Raw genomic sequence first — 19,335 nt, 5'->3', positions numbered from 1 at the left:
CGTTGGATGCATTCGTGAACTCGATACAGACGTGTATTGAGTACGTCAATGCATCGTATTCCCAGCGGGTCGTGAGAGTCTGTGTGCGGGGTGTGAGAAGTGCCGAGTCTGAGATCCGGAGGTGCCGACAGTGACGACGATCGCGACGCGAAGCCGCGAGAACACGCGCGCCCGGCTGCTCGAGGCGGCGGCGCAGGTGTTCGCGGAGGTCGGCCTCGAAGGCGCGACCGTCGAGGCGGTGTGCGACCGCGCGGGGTTCACCCGGGGCGCCTTCTACTCGAACTTCGCCTCCATGGACGAGCTCTTCCTGACCCTGGCCGGCTCCGTCGGCGAGGCGAGGGTGAACGCGGTGCGTACCCGCGTCGAGGAAATGGCCGCCGACGGAGCGCTCGCCGAGGGGTGTGATCCGGTCGGCCTGGTGCGCGAGGTCATGGACTCAGGTGGCGACGACCGCCTCGGCGTGATGTTGATGAGCGAGATCCGCATCCGGGCACTCCGCGACGAGGTATTCGGCGCGGCCTACCTGGCGCAGGAGGGTGAGATGGTCGCCAGCATCGCTCAGATCATCGCCGACATCGCCTCGGCCGGTCTGCTGCGACTGCGTCTTCCCGCCGAGGTGGCCGCTCGCATGCTCATGATCGTCTGGGAAGGGATGTCCGTGCGTGGCGCGATGGAGGGTCAGGATGCCGCGCAGCTACGCCGTGCTGGGAGCGAGGAACTCGGCCGGCTCGTCCAGCTGCTCATCGAGGAGTAGCCGACGTCGCGGTGGCGTCAGGACTCAGCCTAGAGAACGGGTGGCGCGCTCCTCCTGCCGGTAGACGAGGATCGCCTCGTAGCGGTCGGTCGAGCGGGCCTGCTGCTTGGCCGCCTCCTCAACGGGGTTCTTCGGCGGCGCCGAGTTGACGAACCTATCGAGCACCCGGCGGGTTGCCTGCGTGATCTCCTGGACGGCGTGGTCGAAGACTCCTGGTCGACGCGCGACGGTCTGATATTCCGGCGATCTTGCGCACGATCTGCAGCGCGGCGTCGTGGCACTCTTCGTCGGTGGCGGTTGGCTCGAAGCTGGTCAGCGCGATGATGTCGCGGCACACGTCGACAGGCTAGAAGACCTCCTGCGCGCGGCCAGACCCCTGCGGCAGAAGGTGCTCCAGTCCGTCCGATGGTCCGAGGAGATCGAACGTCTTCCGTACTGCGGTCATGGCATGGGATAGGACGTCGTCCATCGACAGTGGGCCCAGCCAGTCCACCGCCGAGAGGAGCGACTTCCCTTCGGTGATCGTTGCGCGTGTGTCGGACGGGACGCCTGAGGTGATCAGATCCGAGGAACTCGAGGTGACGGCAAAGGCCCAGCTTTCGAGGATGACCGCGGTCAACTCGGCGAAACCGGGACGGTTGCGGGCGTCGACGAGGACGGGGAGGACGAACTTCGCCATCCTGGCGCCGGAGTCCGTGGCCAGGCGCTCGAGCGTGTCGGCGATGGCCGGGTTGCCGAATCGCTCGACGAGTGTGCGGATGTAGTCGTCGCCGTCGATCCCGTCCGGAAGATCGAGAGTCGGAAGCGCGAGATCCTGCCAGTACGCGTCCAGCCATCGCCGGACCACGGGATCCGCGACGGCTCCGTGGGTGAATCGATGCCCACGGAGGAGGCCGATGTACGCCAGCACCTGATGTGCGCCGTTGAGGAGCCGGAGCTTCATCGACTCGTATGCGCCGATGTCCTCCGTGAAGATCACGCCGGCATCCTCTGAGCGGCGGACGTCCCGACGGGAAGTCGTCCTCGAGGATCCACTGGACGAAGGGTTCTGCCACGACCGGTGCTTCGTCGTGGAGACCGAGAACGCTACGCACCAGTCCGAGCTGCGCGTGCGTCGGGCTCGGCGTGATCCGATCGACCATTGTGCTCGGGAAGGCGACGTGTCGGTCGATCCAGTCGGCGAGGTCGGGATCGACCAGTCGAGCAGTCTCCACGACGCTCGCCCGCGCGATGGCTCCGTTCCCCTGGATGTTGTCGCAGGACATGACTGTGAAGGGCGGCGTTCCCGCGGCGCGTCTGGCCCGCAGGGCGACGACGAGCAGACCGAACGCCGTCCGAGGCGTCGTCAGACCGTCCGCGGTCTCCGCGCGGACGACTTGGTCGTCTGCGGCGCGCCGGCCCGTGGTCGCGTCCTCGACGTAGCCGCTCTCCGTGATCGTCAGGCTGACGATCTTGACGGCCGGGTCGCAGAGGCGGGCGAGTACGCCGTCCGGATCATCGGGCATCAGCAGCGTTTCTCGCAGGGACCCGATGATGCGCGTCTCCACGGCCCCGTCGGTGGCGAAAAGGGACAGGCTGTAGAGTCCCGATTGTGCCTGCAGCGCACTCAGCAACGGCCGGTCTTCGGGACGGATGCCGATACCGCAGATCGCGACGGCTCCCTCGCTCCGCGCGGTGAGGAGACGGTCGAGGTACATCGCCTGGTGGGAACGATGGAAGTTCCCGACGCCGATGTGGACCACGCCGACGCGCGGTTCATCGTCGAGATAGTCGGGAACGGCGACCTCGTCGGGCAGATCTTGCAGCGTCGCACGGCACAGCCGTGCGACGGCGCCAGCGGGGCGAATCGGATCAGTCATGCCTCGCTCATCTCCACTTCCGGCATGGGCGGCTCAGCGTCGTCGTTCGCGCAGTTGTCGAAGTCGACGATGGCGCCCTGGGCGATCAACGTTTCGCGCAGCGCGGCGACGTCCATCTGCGACATGCTATGTCCACGTTGCACGTGCAATGCCGCCGCGATCCCCGCTCCCTGGCCCATCGCCATGCATGTCGCCATAGTCCGGACGGAGCCGAACCCGGGGCCATCGGCGCTGATGCATCGTCCTGCGGTGACGAGGTTGCGGCTGCCACGGGGCACGAGTGCTCGCAGCGGGATGTTGTACTCCTGCTTCGGCACGGTGAAATCGCTCTGCCCGGTGCCGTCCGAGTCATGGATGTCGATGACGTGGGCGCCCTTGGCGACGGTGTCGGGGAACGCCTTCGGGACGATGACGTCGTCCTTTGTGAGTTTGTAGAGACCCACGATGTGGTAGGTCTCGCGCACGCCGGTCTGGATGCCGGACTTCATCAGCCAGCTGTCTTTGAACTCGGGGAAGTTGGAACGCAGTACGTCGATCATCTGATGCATGTTCTCGCGAAGGCTGCACTCGGTGCGTGTGAACCACTCGGGATCGCTGGCGTCGGTGGGCTCGCGGAGCACGTTGATGCTCACCATGCCGTCGTGGAAGAACCTGCTGATCCATGGTCCGCCGAAGATCGGGATCTCCCCTTGGGCGTTCAGCTCATGAAGGCGGTCCCGGATCGTGTCGGATACGGGAAGGATGCCGCCCACGGCATCCCCGAAGATCTCTTGCAACATGTCGGTGTCCACGCCGGCGAGCTGGAACCACAGCGTCGCCGGTTGCAGGACAGTGCCTTTGGCTGTCGGGAAACCCGCAGCGCGCACCAGGTCGGCATCCCCCGTGCAGTCGACGAACGCGTCGGCGGCGTAGGCCACGCGTCCGGCCTTGTTCTGCACGACGACATGCGATACGCGGTCGCCGTCCATGATGCACCCGGAGAACCAGGAGTGGTAGAGGAGCGAGACTCCGCTGTCGAGGAGCAGCCGCTGAGCCGCGAGCTTGAGCACCTCGTCGTTGACAGGATAGTTTCCGCTGTCGCGCTCGATATCGGCGCCACCGAGCGCTGCAGCGTTGCGGAGGAGCTCGAACGGGATGCCGCCGATGTGCTGCTTCCCGTTGATGCGGAACTCGCTGATCGGCGTCACCAGGGCGCTCGTGGACATGCCGCCGACGAAGCCGTAGCGCTCGATCAAGAGGGTGCGCGCGCCGGTGCGTGCCGCAGCGACGGCCGCGATCACGCCGGACGGACCTCCGCCGCAGACGATCACATCATAGCGGTCGGCGACAGGTATCTCCCTGCTCCGCTCCGTCACGAGCACCGAGCTCTCCTCCTGCAGCGGCATCTTGTCCATCCTTCACCTGATCCTCGTAGATAAATAGTTATACGGATGAGTCCGTCGTCCGATATGTGCGTGAAATCGGTTGTTTCCGTTGCAGCATCCGTAGGGATAACTGAGAACGATACTTGAAGTATAAGGATATACCTGTCAAGATTCCATCGCTGGATGTGCAAGGAGCATCCGGTGACCGACACATCAGTGATACACGAGACGCAAGGAGGCGTTGAACGATGAAGAAGAAGACGATCCGCGAGTGGGTGCGCCCGAGGAGGGCGGTGCCCGCGCTCCTGCTCAGCGGCGCGATGGTCGCGACGCTGGGAGCGGGTGCGTCGGCGACGACGAATCCGCCGATCACGACGCTGAACAGAACGGTGATCGCCGACATCCCCGACACCTACATCACCTCGGACGGCGTCACACGTCGCGTGGGAAGCGTCAACGGACTCTACATCGTCGGCGACAGCGACGCCTACGTGCTCAAGTCCGACCATTCCGGCACCGATCAGACCGGATGGGCGACCTTCTCCCACATCAACGATTTCAACACCTCCAGCGCGGTGAAGGCTGACTACATGGTGCGGCTGAAGGGAGGCACGGAGCCCTACTCGCTCGGCCACGCCAACGGCTTGGCCTACTACCGCACCCCGGGCACGGACTATCTCGAGGTCGGCTCCTTCTACGTGCCCACGCTCGAAGCACCCGGAGAGCCCCAGGTCGCTCAGATCAACAATCAGGGCGAGATCACGAAGCTCTTCAAGGCGCGGAAGGGAACGTCGAACAAGAAGATCGCATCGATCGCCTACAGAGGTGACGGCACCTGGATCGTCGGAACCGCCAATGAGAGCATCCCCGATCCCAATGACTCGAACCTCATCCGCCGGCCGTACTACATCGCGACGATCGCCGGGGACTACTTCGAGCTCGGCAACAAGTTCTTCGTCCCGACCACCAAGACGTTCAACCTCGGGCAGGACATCGCCTACAACCCGGCGAAGGATCAGATCCTCATCCCTGTCTGGGACGGCAAGAACACAGTGGGCACGGCGACCGGACTCAAGAACCGCATCATCTTCGCCACGCTGGGCACGGTCACAAACAACAAGGTCTACACGCCCGTGCGATGGGCCGATCTGACCGTACCCGCATCGGCGGCCACACTCTTCGAGTTCGAAGGCATCGCACTCGACAGCAACGGCAAGCTGTTCGTCGCATCCAACATCGTGCACCCGGATGGCGTGACGTACATCGACCGCATCCACAAGCTCACCGGTCAATAGGAGGTACGGCATCCATGGAGAGCATTTGGCTGCTTCAGTTGCAGGTGCTGCCGGAGATCGCTGTGGCGCTGGTGCTCTCCATGGCGATCGGACTCGAGCGTCAGCTCCGCTCGAAGAACGCCGGTGTTCGGACCCACTCCCTCGTGGGCGTGGGGTCCTGCCTGTTCATGCTCGTGTCGAAGTACGGCTTCGTCGACGTGTTGGGGGTCGACGCTGTGAGCGTCGACCCGACCCGAGTGGCGGCCCAGATCGTGTCTGGGGTCGGCTTCCTCGGCGCGGGTCTGATCGTCTTCCGTTCGGACGCCGTGCGCGGGCTCACCACGGCGGCCTCGATCTGGCTCGTCGCGGCGGTCGGCATGGCCGCCGGAGGGCGCCTCTTCATCATCGCAGCGGTCGTCGTCGGCTGCCACTACCTCATCATCGCCGTCGGCCCGAGGCTGAACAGACTGCGCCGACGGTCAGAAGCCGTCCTCTACGTAGAGTATCCCGACGGCCTCGGCGTGCTCCGCGCGGTGATCAAGGTGGTCACGGACCACCGCTTCCAGGTCTCTCAGCTGAGCACCGACAAGGATCCGCGCGGATCGGGCGAGGTCAGGGTCATGCTCAATGCAGAGGGCAGAGGCGATGCGGGGGCGCTGGTCGACGCGGTCGGGGCCATCGACGGCGTGCGTTCGGTCGGGTGGGCCCACGACGAGGAGTACGAATGACCGTGACGTCAGCGCGCGCTTCGCGGGCGCGAGCTCGAGGCTCGTCGGATGAGCTCTGGCGACGGTTCCCGGAGGACGACCTCGCCCTCCTGCGGAGAGCCGATCTGCGCGACGAGCACTTCGACAGCGAGCCGGCCGAGATCGCCCAGGGGCGTCGCGGCGACGGTGAGCCCCGGGCTCAGGTGGGGTGCGAACCAGGTGTCATGGATGCTGACGATCGAGATGTCGCCCGGTATCGTCAATCCGCTCGCGAGTACGCCGGCGTGCACGCCGAGCGCACTTGTGGTCGAGACCACAACGAAAGCGCTCGCCGTGCCCCCGCTGGCAAGATAGCGCTCAGTGACCGCGCGGGCGGGCGAGGCATCCCATCCGCCGACGATCGGTGGGTGCGGCGCGAGACCGGCGTCGGTCATCGCGGTCACATACCCCTGGTAGCGCCGGTCGGAAGAGCTGCCCTCCGCGCCGACGAACGCGACGCTCGCATGTCCGAGCTCGATCAGATGCGTCGTCGCGAGCCGGGCGGCGGCGACGTCGTCGAGGCGCACCGTTCGGAAACCGGGCAGCGCGTCCGCGTTGAACAGCACCGATGGCACCGCTCGGGCATCCTGCAGCGCGGAGACGTCATCGGAGTAACCCCCCTGAACCAGCAGCCCATCCACCCGGCGGCCGTGCACGAGGCGGCGGAAAACAGTCGGATGTGCGGCGAGCTCGCCCGCGTTGAGCAGCATCAGCGAGTATCCGGCATCGGCCGCGGCCGACTGAGCGCTGTCGACCATCTGAGCGTAGATCGGGTCGGTGACGTGGTACAGAGCGAACCCCAGGAGCCCGGTCTGCGAACTCCGCAGAGCCCGCGCCGACGCGTCGGGGGTGTACTGCAGCATCTCGATGGCCGACATCACCCTGCTGCGTGTGTCGTCACGCACCTTGAGCGTTGGGTCTTCGTTGAGAAGTCGAGAGACGAGCCCGGGCGAGACGCCCGCGAGCTTCGCCACCTCCGCGAGGCGCGCTTTCTTCGTCATGGGCTGGCAAACCTCCGGCTCTGCGGCGCGTCATCGGCAGATCAGGAAGACCCTGTAGCCAGGTCAATCGTAACACTAGGGTTGCGAAGGGAGCGAGCGCTCCCGGCCGCCCGCGCCCGAGGACGGGGCGCCGGGGTGGAGAGGAAGGAACGAAGCATGCGCACAGAGCGGCGTGAGGCGAAGGTGACCCTGACGGCGATCGAGTTGGACGAGGGCGATGAACTGCATTTCCGAATGCTGGACGGGCAGATCCGCAGAATCCGGCTCGTCAAGACGGTCGCCTGGCCGATCCGCCGCGGTCGGCTGCCCTTTTCCGACCGCGATGGACTTCTTCTGTATGCAATAGCGTGCACGCTGGAGATCGACGGCCATCAGGTCGAGCTCGTGCGGCGGATCCCGTCGCAGTCCAACTTCACTCCTCCGCCGGTGATCATGGGGATGCGGATCTGGCTCGACGCGGTGGCAGGGATTGCGGACCTGCTCACCGAGAAGCACGGCGAGTGCTTCCCCCGTGGGCATGCGCGCTTCGCCGTCTGGGACGCCAGGGTCGGCATCAGCCCCACGTTGCTGCACCCCTGGTGTCCACTGCCCGAAGGGGGATTGCGGGTAGAGGAGTGCTACCGCGGGGAGGACACGTGGCTCGGGCCGTACGACGGGGCAGATGCGCATGGCGGACTGGACATCGACCACGCGGCGGGCACACCGTTGTGGACGCCCTTCCGGATCGACGAGCACGGCTACTTCGAGTCGCTCGCCGCGGGCGACAAGAACAACCGTTGGCGCGGCGTGCACCGCTGGGACGACGGGTCCTCGTGGATCCTCCAGTCGCACCACCTGATCCGACTTCTCGTCCCCGAAGGCAAGCCTATCGAAGCCGGCGTGCAGTACGCCGAGTCCGGCGGTGTCTACGTCGCGGGAGGGTTCGCCGAGCACAGTCACTTCGTGTTCCGAGTGGAGGAGGGCGGCGAGCAGGTCATGCTCGATCCGTGGCTGCTCTTCTGGCAGATGTACGAGGACCGCGGTCGCACGCAGCGGGCGCCGGTGCCCGCCGCCGGGCCGCTGTGAGCCCGTGGCGCCTCTTGTGAGGGTCGAGCTAGGAATATGGGAAGAATAAGTGTATCGTTATACCTACCATTCAGAACGGACGGAAACGCGCATGGATGCATCGTCGCACCGAATCGCCGGGGGGATCGAAGGCCCTGAGAAGCACTTCGAGCTCGTGGCGCCGGAGTGCGGACCGGACAATGTTCAGAGCGTGTGCCGTTACGGTTCCTCCTGGCTGGTGTTCCACCACGGGTCCGTCATGCAGGTGTACGTCGACCAGCGCCTCGTCCGCGAGACGCTGGTCGAGGGCGAGCTGGTCCATCCCAACGACAGCGCGGTTCGCGGCGACGAGATCGTCGTGTGCGATGCCGGTACGCCGACGCCGGTCATCAAGCGCGTCGATCCCGCATCGGCGCGGGTCATGGAGATGTTCCCGATCGAGCATCCGGGATGGCGTCTCGCTTCCGTCGCCGTAGACGAAGAGGGCTCGCTCGTCACGGTTTCGGCCGAAGACATCGCGCTCGACCGACGTGACCGCCTGCTGATCAACCGCTATGACTCGAGAACGCTTCGACCGGTGCAGAGCTTCACTTGCCTGACGGAGAACACCTACTCGCAGGGATGCACGATCATCGGCTCCCGGCTGTATCTGAACACCAACGACGGCGTCTCGGCGGAGGACGCACGGATCACCGCCGTCGATCTCGGAGAGGAGAGGACGGTGGAAACGTCCCTCCTCGAAGCGGTCGGTGAGACAGAGGGTCTGGACGCCGTAGCCGTCGACGGAGCACAGCGTCTCGCGACGGTGTTCCAGGGCGCCGTCCATCTGGTGCCGGCGCTCTGAAGCGCCATCACCACCTAGAGCCCCGGAGTCCTCGGGACCCGGAAGCGAAAAACAGATCGTTGCAACTCAATTCAAGGAGGAAACGTGAGACGACGAATCATCGGCGCGACCGCGCTCGTCGCGACCGCCGCACTGGTCGCAGGATGCGCCGGACCATCGGGATCGTCGGGAGGTGACGGCTCGTCCGGCGAGCCGGTGGAACTGCGGTTCCTGCTCTGGGCGACCAATCCCGATCAGCTGGCTCTGTTCGATGAACTCGGTGAAGAGTTCGTGGCGGCGAACGACGATGTGTCCAAGGTGACGTTCGAGAGCGTCACACTGAGCGACCTCAACACGCTCCTGCCGACCTGGCTCGCCTCGAACAGCCCGCCCGATGCCTCGTGGCTGCCGGTGGAGAGCAGCATCGAGTACATGAACGCCGAGGCCCTTGTCGACCTCAATCCGACGTTGAAGGAGGCCGACGGCTACGACTACGAGGATCTCGCTGATCGGATGCAGGAGCCATGGCGGGAGGGCGACGCCCAGTTCGGCGTGCCGTTCTCGAACGGCCCGCTGATCATGTACTACAACAAGGACCTCTTCGCCCAGTCCGGGCTCGAGGATCCCTCCGCAGCCGTCGAGGCTGGCACCTGGGACTGGGATCTGCTGCGGGAAGACCTGCAGAAGATATCCGCCGACAGTGGTAAGACGGGGCTCATCTTCGACGCCTTCGAGTTCAAGAACTGGGTGCGGATGCTTCCTTTGATCCGCGCCTATGGCGGCACGCCTTGGGATGAGGGCGGCGAAGAGTGCCTGATGGACTCGCCGGAGATGGAGGCGGCGTACACCGCGCTTCACGAGATGGTTTACGACGAGAAGATCACTCCCCGGCCCGGTCAGCAGGCAGATTTCTGGGGCGGCGGGGCAGCCACGACGATCGCCTATCTCGGCAGCAACGGCCTCCTTGCGGATGTCGACTTCGAGTACGGCGTGGTCCCCACTCCCGCGGGTCCCGGCGGTGCCGGTCAGCACGTCGGACAGTCGGCGATGGTCGCCTACTCTGCGGGCAAGCACACCGATGCCGCCGCGCGTCTGGTCGCGTACCTGACCAACCCGGAGAGCATGCGCAAGTTGTCTGCCTACTACCCGCCGAGCCGCACCTCGCTGCTCAACGCGGAGACGATGGAGGCGTCTGCCCCCGTGCTGGATGCGGCGCAGCTGGAGCCGATCCTTACGGCAGTCCTGGAGAACGGCACCTTCACGCCCGTCGCGCCGAACAACGCTGAGACCACGGCGGCGCTGAACGCTGCGCTCGACCAGTTCGTCTACGGCGAGGATGCGGACATCCCCGCCGCCTTGCAGCAGGTCTGCGCGGCGATCCAGCCGACTCTGGGCGGCTGATCGTCAGTGGCAATTCTGGCGCAGAACCGCGCTGCAGGCACCGGTACCGGTGGGGCAAGACCCCGCCGGTACCGGCCGGCAAGCGCTTCTTCCGTGCGAACGCCTTCGGCTACGCGCTCATTGCCCCGCAGTTGATCGGCTTCGCGATCTTCGGTCTGGTGACGACGGTGCAGTCGATCTGGCTCAGTCTCAACTCGATCAACGCTCTCTCCGGGGCCACGAAGTTCGTCGGTATGGAGAACTACGTCAACCTCGTCACCGGAGATCGTTTCCCCCTTGTTTTTACTAACACCGTCTTCTTCGTCGCAGCGTTCAGCATCCTCAACATCGCAGTCGCGATGGGGATCGCGCTGCTGCTGAACAACCGCCTGCGCGGAGTGAACATCTTCCGGGCCGCCGTCTTCATCCCGGCGCTGGTCACCATGGTCGCCTGGGCGCTCGTCAGCCGCTTCATCCTTCAACCGGAGGGATTGCTGGACTTTTTGGTGAGTTTCACCGGCGCCGAGGAGATTCCGTGGCTGCGGTCGAGGTGGCTCACCCTGACGGTCATCGTCTTCGTCCAGCTCACGAAGAATGTCGGCATCAACGTCCTGCTGTGCTTGGCAGGCCTGCAGGCAGTCGACCGGGAACTGCTGGAAGCAGCCGAGACCGACGGTGCTGGACGGTGGGCGCGATTCCGCCACGTCACGATCCCGCAGGTCTCGCCGACGCTGTTCATGGTGTTCCTGTTGACGGTAGTCGCGTCGTTCAAGGTCTTCGAAGTGATCTTGATCCTCACCAACGGAGGCCCGGGATACGAGACCAACGTGCTCTCGTTCATGATCTACGACGAAGCATTCCGCCGACATGACTTCGGCGAGGCGAGTGCGCTTGCCGTCATCCTCCTCCTGATGATCATCGTCGTCAGCAGCGCGCTGTGGGCGATCCGAAAGAAGCTGGTGTACGCCGAAAATGACTAAGCGCCGAACGACCCCGCGTGTGCGCATCGGGAGAGGGGTCAACTACCTGACGCTCATCGTGATCTCCTTCGTGTTCCTCGGACCGATCCTGTGGATGGTGCTCGGATCCGTGAAGTCGGACGCTGAGATACTCAGCTACCCGCCGACCTTTTTCCCCAGCGAGTTCAAGTGGTCGAACTATGCGCAGGTGTTCGAGCTGCAGCCCTTCGCTCGGCAGTTCTTCAACAGCGTCTTCGTCATGGCGCTTGTGTGTGTGTTGACGGTGATCGTTTCGGCGTGCGCCGGGTACGCGTTCGCGCGGGTGAAGCCGCTGGGGAGTTCGATCCTCTTCCTCGTTCTCCTGAGCGCGACCTTCATCCCGCCGGAGGCGACCATCGTTCCGCTGTTCCAGCTGGTGACCTCGCTGGGTTGGATCGACACGTACTATCCCCTGGTGATCATCACCGTGTTCCTGCACTCGGCCCCGATCGCGACCTTCATCCTGCGTCAGGCCTATCTCGGCCTTCCCAAGGAACTTGGTGAGTCCGCTCGGCTCGACGGTGCGAGCGACCTGAGGATTTTCCTGACCATCTACACGCCGCTCGTGCGTCCGTCGTTGGCAGCGGTCGTCGTGCTCGCCGGATGGCACAGTTGGAGTCAGTATCTCGAACCGCTCATCTACCTGAGGGACACAGAGATGTTCACGGTGCCCCTCGCCCTGACACAGTTCTATGATCCCTTTGCCGGCCCGATGTGGGGCATCCAGATGGCGGCGACCACGCTGTCGGTGCTCCCCGTCCTGGTCCTGTTCTTGTTCGCGCAGCGGCACGTGATTTCGGGTCTCACCGCGGGAGCGGTGAAGTCGTGAGCGGAGGCGGACAAGCGGAGCGGGTGCCCGGTGCGGGGTTGCACGGCGTCCTCTGGGATATGGATGGAACCTCGACCGACAGCGCTCCCGTATGGGAGGCGGCGATGCTGACCGCCGCGGACGAGCTGGGAGTCGAGTGGACCGGAGCCGACCAGGCCGTCACACGAGGACACGGGATGTGGGCCGTGGCTGCTCGATTTCGCGAGAAGGGTGCGGCACTGACCGAGGCCGCTGTCGTGTCGCAGATCGAGCGGGCCGCCGCGGAACTTGCCGTCACGGCGCCACCTGTCTGGCTTCCGGGAGTGCGCGAGATGCTGATCGACTGCGCTGACGCGGGGATCCGCTGCGGGCTCGTCACGATGTCGGGTCGAGAGGCGGTGGAGGCGATCCTCCGGGCGCTCGATCCGGGGCTGTTCGAGGTGATCGTGTCCGGCAGCGACGTGACGGAGCCGAAGCCTGCTCCGCAGCCGTATCTACGGGGTCTCGATGCTCTCGGCCTGTCGGCAGAGTCGTGCCTGGCTATCGAGGATTCGTTCGTCGGCGTCACCTCCGCAGTTGCCGCCGGGCTCACGACAATTGCCGTGAATGCACCGCCGACTATCGTGGAGTCGGAATCGCTGGTGCGCTGGCCGGGCATGAGAGGAAGATCGGTGGCGGATCTCCGGCGCGTCCACGCCATTGCGGCGGCGCGAACCGGCGCCGAGTCGCCGGGAGTCAGGAAGTCGTTGGAGTTCTGAGCCACGCATAGCAGCGCTCCAACCGTGCGACCCACCAGTCGCGGCGCTCGGCCGGGGCGGCGAGGCGGTCCAGCGCCGCGGCATCCGGCACCACCCGCGCCGCACTGACGGATCCCGCCACAGGACGGGCATCCGCGACGTCGTCGGCGAACAGCGACGCCGTGCCGAGGCCGCAGTCGTAGTCCAGTGCGGGAAGCGCGGCCGCGAGCGCGGCGCCCTGCGCGAGCCCGACGGCGGTGTCCAGCGCGCTCGAGACCACTGCCGGCAGCCCGGCATCCGCGACGATCTGCAGTGCCCGCCGGATGCCGCCGAGCGGTTGCGCCTTGATGACGATCAGGTCCGCCGCCTTCGCCTGCGCGACGGCGAGAGGGTCGGTCGCCTTGCGCACGCTCTCGTCGGCGGCGATCGGGATGCCCATGTACTTCACCCGTCGGCGCAGCTCGGCGAGCTCGTCGACGGTGGCGCAGGGCTGCTCGGCGTATTCCAGGTCGTACTCCGCGAGGGCGTGCAGCGCGTGCTCGGCCTCGTCGACGTTCCAGCCGGCGTTCGCGTCGATGCGGATGCGGCCCTCCGGACCCATCGACTCGCGCACCGCCCGCACCCTTGCGACGTCGGCGGCGAGACTCTGGCCGCGCTCGGCGACCTTTACCTTGGCGGTGCGGCATCCGTCGAAGCGGGCGAGCACCTCAGGCACACGGCCCGCTTCGACCGCCGGGATCGTGGCGTTCACCGGGATGCGGTCGCGCAGCGGGGCCGGCTGCTCGCGCCACGCGAAGTCGACGGCGGCCCCGAGCCAGGTCGCGGCCTCGGCGTCGTCGTACTCGACGAACGGCGAGAACTCCGCCCAGCCCTGCGGGCCTTCGAAGAGCAGCGCCTCGCGCACGTCCACCCCGCGGAACCGGGTGTGCATCGGCAGGGCGACGACGCGGGCGGTGGTGAGGAGATCGGCGAGCGACGGCTGCATGCGTCCATCATGCCGCGCATCGCAGCGCCGTCGGTCGCCCCGCGGAGCGACGAAGGAGCGAAGACGAAACGCTCTCAGGTCTGCCGAGGCGTTTCGTCTCGCTGGCGCTCGCTCAACGACCAGCGCTCGATCAGAGGCTGGTGGCGACCCGCTTCTGCAGCTCGGCGAGGCGGGCGGTGGGGATGAATCCGAGCCGGGTGTTCACGGCGAGCATGTGCGCGTTCGACTCGGCGTTGAACGTGTAGATGCGCGGGGTCTGCGGCGACTCGCGCTGCAGCATCCACAGGTTCGCGAGCTTGACCCGCATCCCGAGCCGGTGCCCGCGGTCCTCGCGCCGCACCAGCGTGCCCCACTGGTAGGCGTTGCCGTCGTCGCCCGAGACCACGAGCTGTGTGTAGGCGGCGACGCCGCCGTCGGGTGCGACGGCGACCGTGCCGAACGAGGTGCGGTTCTGACGGACGAGCAGCTCCTCGTGGGCGCGCACGTCGTCGACATCGCCGGATGCCGCTTCGATGTCGAGCTCTCCGGTGGGTGCCTCCGTGTCGAGCACGGCGTCCAGCGCCGCCCACTCCGCGACGAAGTGCTCGGGGACCGCGCCGCGCCACGAGTGGAGCTCGTATCCGTCGGATTCCGGCGTCCCGGCCCGCAGGTCGTCGATCACGCCGTCCGGCACAGGCAGCTCCAGGCGGTTCTGCAGATCGCCGATCGCGATCTCGTAGCCGTGCCGTCGGGCGAACTCGCGGTTCGGCTGCCCGGCGCCGTCGGCGGGCGCGGATGCCGGCCAGAGGATGTCCACACGCATCGTGGTCCGCCCCGCGGCGACCGCCTCCGCCTCGATGTGCGTGAGCAGTGCCGTGCCCACGCCCTGCCTGCGATGCTGCGGTGGGACGTTCACGCCGAGGGCGGCGGAGTGCAGGTTGTCCTTGAGTGAGAGGGCGAGCGAGCCCGACCCGACGACGGCACCGCGATCCATCGCGACGTACGCGGTCCGCTTCGTGGTCGCCGAGGGCTGCTGCAGCTCGGCCCGACTCTCCTCGCGCGTCCACACCAGGGCGTGCTCGCCCATATCGGCGCGGCGGGCTGCGGCGTAGGCATCCCACCAGGCGTCGACGGCGGCATCGTCGAACGCGTCGACGGTCAGGATCTCGGGCATCCCTCCATCCTGCCCTTCGCGAGGCGCACGATATCGGGCTCTTGACATTAGTGTGTGACGCACAATATAGTCAGTGACATGAGCGACAACGAGTTCGACACCCACCTGCAGGAACTGCGGCGCGGCACGATCGTGCTCGCCAGCCTGCAGCTGCTGCGGCAGCCCGGGTACGGCTACGGGCTGCTCGAGCAGCTCGCCGCCGCCGGGTTCCCGACCGACGCGAACACGCTCTACCCCCTGCTGCGCCGTCTCGAGAAGCAGGGCTATCTCGACAGCGAGTGGAACACCGAAGACGCCCGCCCGCGCAAGTTCTACCGCACCTCGGCATCCGGCATCCGCCTCGCCGACACACTGACCCAGGAAGTCGCCGTCATCGCGGCGGCGACCGCCGCCCTCATCGAAGGGGAGGACTGACCATGACCACCACCGCTTCCTACGCCGAGCGCTACCTCAGCGCCGTCGCGCGCTCCGTTCCCGCCGCCGCGCGCCCCGAGATCCTGACCGAGGTCGAGGCGTCGATCGCCGAGCAGGTCGAGCCGCGCATCGCGCAGGGTGAGGACAGGGACGAGGCCGAGCGCGCGGTCGTCGCCGAGCTCGGCGAGCCGACCGCCTATGCCGCCTCGCTCATCGACCGGCCGATGTGGCTGGTCGGGCCGCGCTACTACGCCGCCTGGCTGCGACTGCTGCGCCTGCTGCTGTGGACGGTGCCTCCCGTGGCGACCGCCGGGGTCGTGATCGGGCAGGTGGTCATCCAGGCGTCGATCGGGGAGATCTTCGGCCAGGCCATCGCCATCCTGCTCAGCGTGATCGTGCACGTGTGCTTCTGGACGACGCTCGTGTTCTTCATCCTCGAGCGCACGGGCTCGACGGGCGACACGATCCTGGACTGGAACCCCGACCAGCTGCCGCAACCCGCGGCGGATGGCGTGGCACGGTCCGAGCTCATCGGAAGCCTGGTCATGCTCGGGATCTTCGCCGGTGCGCTGCTGTGGGACCACTTCCGCGGATTCGTGCCCGGTGCCGAGCCGCTGCCCGTCATCAATCCCGATCTGTGGCCCTGGTGGATCGGCCTGCTGTTCGTGCTGATGGTCGCCGAGGCCGCGCTCGCGATCGCCGTCTACGCGCGGGGGCGGTGGACCCTGGCACTCGCCTGGGTGAACTTCGCGATCGCGGTGAGCGTGATGAGCCTCGGTCTCACCGCGCTGGGCCGCGGCATCCTTTACAACCCGCAGTTCGTGTCGCAGGTCTTCACCGCGAACGGGGTCGACGGTGCGGCGCTCAGCGTGCTCGCCGCCCTCACCGGCATCGGCATCGCCGGCATCGGCATCTGGGACATGATCGACGGCTTCCTGAAGGCCCGGACAGCCCGGCTGTCCTGAGCGGACCCGGACGATGAACGGCGCGGATGCCGGGAGCAGCGGCCCCGGCATCCGCGCCGTTCGTCGATCTGTCAGTCCTGGGTGACCTGGAGGAGCGTCACCGGGGTCTTCGGGGCTCCATCGGGGCCGCCGTCCTTGGTGCCCTCGGCGCCGATGCCGGCGACGATCTTCGTGCTCGCGTCATCGAGGTGTCCGAACACGGTGTAGTTCGGCGGCAGCTCGCTGTCGGCGTAGACGATGAAGAACTGCGATCCGTTGGTGTCGGGCCCGGCGTTCGCCATCGCGAGCGTGCCGGCGCCGTAGGTCTCGTCGCCGCTCAGCTCGTCGGCGAACGAGTAGCCGGGACCGCCCGCGCCGGTGCCGCTCGGGTCGCCGCACTGCAGCACGAAGATGCCCTGCGTGGTGAGGCGGTGGCACTGGGTGCCGTCGAAGTAGGTCTGCTTCGCCAGCGAGAGGAAGCTGTTGGTCGTGCACGGGGTCTTGTCGGCGTCGAGCGTGACGGCGAGGTCGCCCGCGCTGGTCTTGATGGTCGCCGAGACCTCCCCGGCGGCGGTCGGCTCGGCATCCGGCGCGTCCGCCTGCTTCGCGGCCTGGCCGTCGGCGGGGTACTGACAGGTGCCCGACGCCGTGTCGGCCGTGGACGACGGCGCAGGCGCGGATGCCGGATCGGATGCCGGGTTCGAGGCGCATCCGGCCAGCGCGAGCGCGGCGGCGGCGGTGAGGGCGAGCAGGGAACGACGGAGGAGTGAGGGAGTCAGACGCACGACGACGATCGTACGTGACGAGGCTTTGGAGGCCGCCGGGACGGGTGCAGGGAGTCCGAACGCCAGCAGGCGGACACGCCGCCGGAACGGCGTGCGAGCGTCCAATTCGCCTGCATCCGTCACCTGCATCCGTCCGCGGTCTCGCGGAATAGGCTGGATGCTGTGACCGAAGCATCCGTCTCCGAGCTGTTCGACCCGGCCGAGTGGGCTCTCGCCCCCGGCGCCGAGGGGTACACCGACATCACCGCGCACGTGTCGCGTGACGGGCGCATCGCGCGGATCGCGTTCGACAGGCCCGAGGTGCGCAACGCCTTCCGCCCCCACACCGTCGACGAGCTGTACCGCGCGCTCGACAGCGCCCGGCAGGACCCGCACATCGGCGTGGTGCTGCTCACCGGCAACGGCCCGAGTCCGAAGGACGGCGGCTGGGCGTTCTGCTCCGGCGGCGATCAGCGCATCCGCGGACGCGACGGGTACAAGTACGCTTCGACAGGCTCAGCGACCCATTCGACAGGCTCAGCGACCCCGACCTCTGGCGCCGCAGGCCCGGCGGTCGGCCGGCTGCACATCCTCGAGGTGCAGCGACTGATCCGCTTCATGCCGAAGGTCGTCATCGCGGTCGTGCCGGGCTGGGCGGCCGGCGGCGGGCACTCGCTGCACGTGGTGTGCGACCTGACCATCGCCTCGCGGGAGCAGGGCCGGTTCAAGCAGACCGATGCCGACGTCGGCAGCTTCGACGCCGGGTACGGATCGGCCTACATGGCGCGGCAGGTCGGACAGAAGTTCGCCCGCGAGGTGTTCTTCCTGGCGGAGGAGTACTCCGCCGATCGCGCATACGAGATGGGAGCGGTCAACCGTGTGGTGCCGCACGCCGACCTCGAGAAGGAGGCGATCGCGATGGCGCGGACGATCCTCACGAAGTCGCCCACCGCGATCCGCATGCTGAAGTTCGCGTTCAACGCGGTCGACGACGGCATGGTGGGCCAGCAGGTGTTCGCCGGCGAGGCCACCCGCCTCGCGTACGGCACCGACGAGGCCGTCGAGGGCCGCGACTCGTTCCTCGAGAAGCGCGATCCCGACTGGTCCGCCTTCCCCTACCACTACTGATCCGATGACCGCGCTGCATCCGATCGACGGCTCCGACGCGCGGGCCGTCCAGGCGGCGCTGCCCGCGGCGCTCGACGGCGCGCGGCCGCTGGCGCTCGGCTTCGCACCGGATGCCGGTGACGAGGTGCCCGACGGCACCGCGGTCGTGATCGCGACGTCCGGGTCGTCCGGCGTCCCGAAGCGGGTCGTGCTGAGCGCCGACGCGCTGCGGGCGAGCGGTCGGGCGACCGCGGGCCGCATCGGAGAGGGGCAGTGGATGCTGGCGCTGCCGGCCGGCTACGTGGCAGGGCTGCAGGTGCTCGCGCGGTCGCTCGCCGCGGGGAGACTCCGGTGATGCTGGACGGGCGGTTCACCCCGGATGCCTTCGCCGCCGCCACCTCTGCGATGCGGGCTGAGCGCCGCTACACCTCGCTCGTCCCCGCGCAACTGCGCACGCTGCTGGATGCCGCAGAAGACCTGCCCGCCGTGCGCACCGCGCTCGCCGCCTACGACGCGATCCTCATCGGCGGGCAATGGCTCGAGCACCATCGGCGCGACCATGCCGAGGAACTCGGCGCGCGGATCGTGAGCACGTACGGCTCCAGCGAGACCAGCGGCGGATGCGTGTACGACGGCGTTCCCCTGGACGGGATGCGGGTCGCCTCGATCGACGGCGAACTGCGCATCGCGGGGCCGACACTGGCGAGCGGGTACCTGGGCGACGACGACCTCACCCGACGCGTGTTCGGCCCCGACTCCGACGGCGTGCATTGGTATCGCACGGGGGACGCCGGAGACGTGACGGACGGCGTCGTCGAAGTCCGCGGCCGGATCGACAATGTGATCGTCAGCGGAGGCATCAACGTCTCACTCGACCGCGTGGAGCGGATCGTCCGCACGGTTCCGGGGCTCGAAGCAGCGGTGGTCGTCGCGATGCCGGATGAGCGCTGGGGCGAGGCATCCGTGATCTTCGCCGCCGTGGGTGCCTTCGACGAGAGCGCGGCGTTCCACGAGGCCCGCGAACGGGTCGCCGCGGAGATCGGCAGGCACGCTCGCCCCGCTCAGCTGGAGACGTCGCCGGAACTGCCGATGCTGGCATCGGGCAAGCCCGATCGCGAGCTGCTCCGCCGGATGATTCTGGACTGACGCTCCTCTGTCACGAGGTTTCGTCTCGTTTCGC

General features: G+C 67.2%; 22 protein-coding genes and 1 pseudogene. 14 read left to right on the top strand and 9 right to left on the bottom strand.

Features of this window, described 5'->3' with window-relative positions; translation table 11 throughout:
- Positions 1-130: 130 nt before the first annotated feature.
- Complete coding sequence (locus L2X99_RS10905; RefSeq protein WP_236135107.1) at positions 131-754, top strand: TetR/AcrR family transcriptional regulator; 624 nt, start codon at positions 131-133, stop codon at positions 752-754.
- A 24-nt stretch (positions 755-778) separates the two neighbouring features.
- On the opposite strand, the gene L2X99_RS18345 is transcribed toward L2X99_RS10905, so the two are convergent.
- From L2X99_RS18345 to L2X99_RS10890, 5 genes and pseudogenes are all read right to left on the bottom strand, one after another.
- Positions 779-919 (bottom strand): hypothetical protein, encoded by a 141-nt coding sequence (locus L2X99_RS18345; protein WP_329607987.1) that lies wholly within the window; start codon positions 917-919, stop codon positions 779-781.
- Positions 909-1,091: a DUF2277 family protein gene (locus tag L2X99_RS18340; RefSeq protein ID WP_329607986.1), complete on the bottom strand. Its 183-nt coding sequence runs from the start codon at positions 1,089-1,091 to the stop codon at positions 909-911. Before L2X99_RS18340 ends, L2X99_RS18345 begins: the two co-directional genes overlap by 11 nt.
- Positions 1,092-1,100: 9 nt before the next feature.
- A complete protein-coding gene (locus L2X99_RS10895) occupies positions 1,101-1,733 on the bottom strand; it encodes a hypothetical protein (protein ID WP_442923435.1) in 633 nt (210 codons plus the stop codon).
- Positions 1,734-1,755: 22 nt separating this feature from the next.
- Positions 1,756-2,613: pseudogene (locus L2X99_RS18600) on the bottom strand (mannitol dehydrogenase family protein); the annotation flags it as partial.
- Positions 2,610-4,007 (bottom strand): FAD-dependent oxidoreductase, encoded by a 1,398-nt coding sequence (locus L2X99_RS10890; protein ID WP_236135106.1) that lies wholly within the window; start codon positions 4,005-4,007, stop codon positions 2,610-2,612. The gene L2X99_RS10890 and the pseudogene L2X99_RS18600, both read right to left, overlap by 4 nt.
- Positions 4,008-4,225: 218 nt before the next feature.
- Between L2X99_RS10890 and L2X99_RS10885 the strand changes: the two genes are divergently transcribed.
- Both L2X99_RS10885 and L2X99_RS10880 read left to right on the top strand, forming a co-directional pair.
- Entirely contained in the window at positions 4,226-5,272 is a 1,047-nt protein-coding gene (locus L2X99_RS10885; RefSeq protein WP_236135105.1) for a hypothetical protein, read from the top strand.
- A gap of 14 nt (positions 5,273-5,286) precedes the next feature.
- Complete coding sequence (locus L2X99_RS10880; RefSeq protein ID WP_236126720.1) at positions 5,287-5,979, top strand: MgtC/SapB family protein; 693 nt, start codon at positions 5,287-5,289, stop codon at positions 5,977-5,979.
- Positions 5,980-5,987: 8 nt separating this feature from the next.
- Here the strand turns inward: L2X99_RS10880 and L2X99_RS10875 are convergent, their stop codons facing one another.
- Positions 5,988-6,998 carry a LacI family DNA-binding transcriptional regulator gene (locus tag L2X99_RS10875; RefSeq protein WP_236135104.1) on the bottom strand — a complete coding sequence of 337 codons (1,011 nt, stop codon included), beginning with the start codon at positions 6,996-6,998 and terminating at the stop codon, positions 5,988-5,990.
- Between the two features lie 183 nt (positions 6,999-7,181).
- Here L2X99_RS10875 and L2X99_RS10870 point away from each other — a divergent pair, with 183 nt between their 5' ends.
- The 6 genes from L2X99_RS10870 to L2X99_RS10845 all read left to right on the top strand — a co-directional run bounded on the left by L2X99_RS10870 (position 7,182) and on the right by L2X99_RS10845 (position 12,809).
- The gene (locus L2X99_RS10870; RefSeq protein ID WP_236135103.1) at positions 7,182-8,063 is read left to right on the top strand and encodes a hypothetical protein; all 882 of its coding nucleotides are present in this window, start codon (positions 7,182-7,184) and stop codon (positions 8,061-8,063) included.
- Positions 8,064-8,253: 190 nt separating this feature from the next.
- Complete coding sequence (locus L2X99_RS10865) at positions 8,254-8,886, top strand: hypothetical protein (protein WP_236126723.1); 633 nt, start codon at positions 8,254-8,256, stop codon at positions 8,884-8,886.
- A gap of 84 nt (positions 8,887-8,970) precedes the next feature.
- On the top strand, positions 8,971-10,266 hold the full coding sequence (locus L2X99_RS10860; protein WP_236135102.1) for an ABC transporter substrate-binding protein: 1,296 nt from the start codon (positions 8,971-8,973) through the stop codon (positions 10,264-10,266).
- Between the two features lie 158 nt (positions 10,267-10,424).
- On the top strand, positions 10,425-11,225 hold the full coding sequence (locus L2X99_RS10855) for a carbohydrate ABC transporter permease (RefSeq protein ID WP_236135101.1): 801 nt from the start codon (positions 10,425-10,427) through the stop codon (positions 11,223-11,225).
- 58 nt (positions 11,226-11,283) lie between these two features.
- On the top strand, positions 11,284-12,072 hold the full coding sequence (locus L2X99_RS10850) for a carbohydrate ABC transporter permease (protein ID WP_236126727.1): 789 nt from the start codon (positions 11,284-11,286) through the stop codon (positions 12,070-12,072).
- Positions 11,958-12,809 (top strand): HAD family hydrolase, encoded by an 852-nt coding sequence (locus L2X99_RS10845; protein ID WP_329607985.1) that lies wholly within the window; start codon positions 11,958-11,960, stop codon positions 12,807-12,809. Before L2X99_RS10850 ends, L2X99_RS10845 begins: the two co-directional genes overlap by 115 nt.
- Here L2X99_RS10845 and L2X99_RS10840 read toward each other — a convergent pair.
- Together L2X99_RS10840 and L2X99_RS10835 are read right to left on the bottom strand one after the other, a co-directional pair.
- Complete coding sequence (locus tag L2X99_RS10840) at positions 12,787-13,773, bottom strand: o-succinylbenzoate synthase (protein WP_236135100.1); 987 nt, start codon at positions 13,771-13,773, stop codon at positions 12,787-12,789. The two genes, L2X99_RS10845 and L2X99_RS10840, sit on opposite strands and share 23 nt — an antisense overlap.
- A gap of 130 nt (positions 13,774-13,903) precedes the next feature.
- The gene (locus tag L2X99_RS10835; protein ID WP_236135099.1) at positions 13,904-14,926 is read right to left on the bottom strand and encodes a GNAT family N-acetyltransferase; all 1,023 of its coding nucleotides are present in this window, start codon (positions 14,924-14,926) and stop codon (positions 13,904-13,906) included.
- Positions 14,927-15,004: 78 nt separating this feature from the next.
- On the opposite strand from L2X99_RS10835, the gene L2X99_RS10830 reads away from it, so the two are divergent.
- Both L2X99_RS10830 and L2X99_RS10825 read left to right on the top strand, forming a co-directional pair.
- Positions 15,005-15,340, top strand: coding sequence for a PadR family transcriptional regulator (locus L2X99_RS10830; RefSeq protein WP_236126731.1), 336 nt, complete (start codon positions 15,005-15,007; stop codon positions 15,338-15,340).
- A gap of 2 nt (positions 15,341-15,342) precedes the next feature.
- Positions 15,343-16,305 (top strand): permease prefix domain 1-containing protein, encoded by a 963-nt coding sequence (locus L2X99_RS10825; RefSeq protein WP_236135098.1) that lies wholly within the window; start codon positions 15,343-15,345, stop codon positions 16,303-16,305.
- 71 nt (positions 16,306-16,376) lie between these two features.
- On the opposite strand, the gene L2X99_RS10820 is transcribed toward L2X99_RS10825, so the two are convergent.
- On the bottom strand, positions 16,377-17,069 hold the full coding sequence (locus tag L2X99_RS10820; protein WP_236126733.1) for a peptidylprolyl isomerase: 693 nt from the start codon (positions 17,067-17,069) through the stop codon (positions 16,377-16,379).
- A 162-nt stretch (positions 17,070-17,231) separates the two neighbouring features.
- Between L2X99_RS10820 and L2X99_RS10815 the strand changes: the two genes are divergently transcribed.
- The 3 genes from L2X99_RS10815 to L2X99_RS10810 are packed head-to-tail and all read left to right on the top strand — an operon-like array spanning position 17,232 to position 19,301.
- Positions 17,232-18,176, top strand: a complete 945-nt coding sequence (locus L2X99_RS10815) for a 1,4-dihydroxy-2-naphthoyl-CoA synthase (protein ID WP_236135097.1) — start codon at positions 17,232-17,234, stop codon at positions 18,174-18,176.
- Positions 18,177-18,180: 4 nt separating this feature from the next.
- Positions 18,181-18,510, top strand: a complete 330-nt coding sequence (locus L2X99_RS18335; protein WP_329607984.1) for a hypothetical protein — start codon at positions 18,181-18,183, stop codon at positions 18,508-18,510.
- Complete coding sequence (locus tag L2X99_RS10810) at positions 18,510-19,301, top strand: AMP-binding enzyme (protein WP_329607983.1); 792 nt, start codon at positions 18,510-18,512, stop codon at positions 19,299-19,301. Before L2X99_RS18335 ends, L2X99_RS10810 begins: the two co-directional genes overlap by 1 nt.
- Positions 19,302-19,335: the final 34 nt, after the last annotated feature.

Source organism: Microbacterium sp. KUDC0406 (assembly GCF_021582875.1).
Taxonomy (GTDB): Bacteria; Actinomycetota; Actinomycetes; order Actinomycetales; family Microbacteriaceae; genus Microbacterium.
This window is presented reverse-complemented; position numbering and strand designations above follow the sequence as displayed.

What these genes read in the sequence shown, in the direction of transcription:
- L2X99_RS10830 (WP_236126731.1), top strand. Translation starts at nt 15,005, where the DNA reads ATGAGCGACAACGAGTTCGACACCCACCTGCAGGAACTGCGGCGCGGC.
- L2X99_RS10810 (WP_329607983.1), top strand. Translation starts at nt 18,510, where the DNA reads ATGCTGGACGGGCGGTTCACCCCGGATGCCTTCGCCGCCGCCACCTCT.
- L2X99_RS10840 (WP_236135100.1), bottom strand. Translation starts at nt 13,773, where the DNA reads ATGCAGCCGTCGCTCGCCGATCTCCTCACCACCGCCCGCGTCGTCGCC.
- L2X99_RS10825 (WP_236135098.1), top strand. Translation starts at nt 15,343, where the DNA reads ATGACCACCACCGCTTCCTACGCCGAGCGCTACCTCAGCGCCGTCGCG.
- L2X99_RS10880 (WP_236126720.1), top strand. Translation starts at nt 5,287, where the DNA reads ATGGAGAGCATTTGGCTGCTTCAGTTGCAGGTGCTGCCGGAGATCGCT.
- L2X99_RS18335 (WP_329607984.1), top strand. Translation starts at nt 18,181, where the DNA reads ATGACCGCGCTGCATCCGATCGACGGCTCCGACGCGCGGGCCGTCCAG.
- L2X99_RS10875 (WP_236135104.1), bottom strand. Translation starts at nt 6,998, where the DNA reads ATGACGAAGAAAGCGCGCCTCGCGGAGGTGGCGAAGCTCGCGGGCGTC.
- L2X99_RS10835 (WP_236135099.1), bottom strand. Translation starts at nt 14,926, where the DNA reads ATGCCCGAGATCCTGACCGTCGACGCGTTCGACGATGCCGCCGTCGAC.
- L2X99_RS10885 (WP_236135105.1), top strand. Translation starts at nt 4,226, where the DNA reads ATGAAGAAGAAGACGATCCGCGAGTGGGTGCGCCCGAGGAGGGCGGTG.
- L2X99_RS10890 (WP_236135106.1), bottom strand. Translation starts at nt 4,007, where the DNA reads ATGGACAAGATGCCGCTGCAGGAGGAGAGCTCGGTGCTCGTGACGGAG.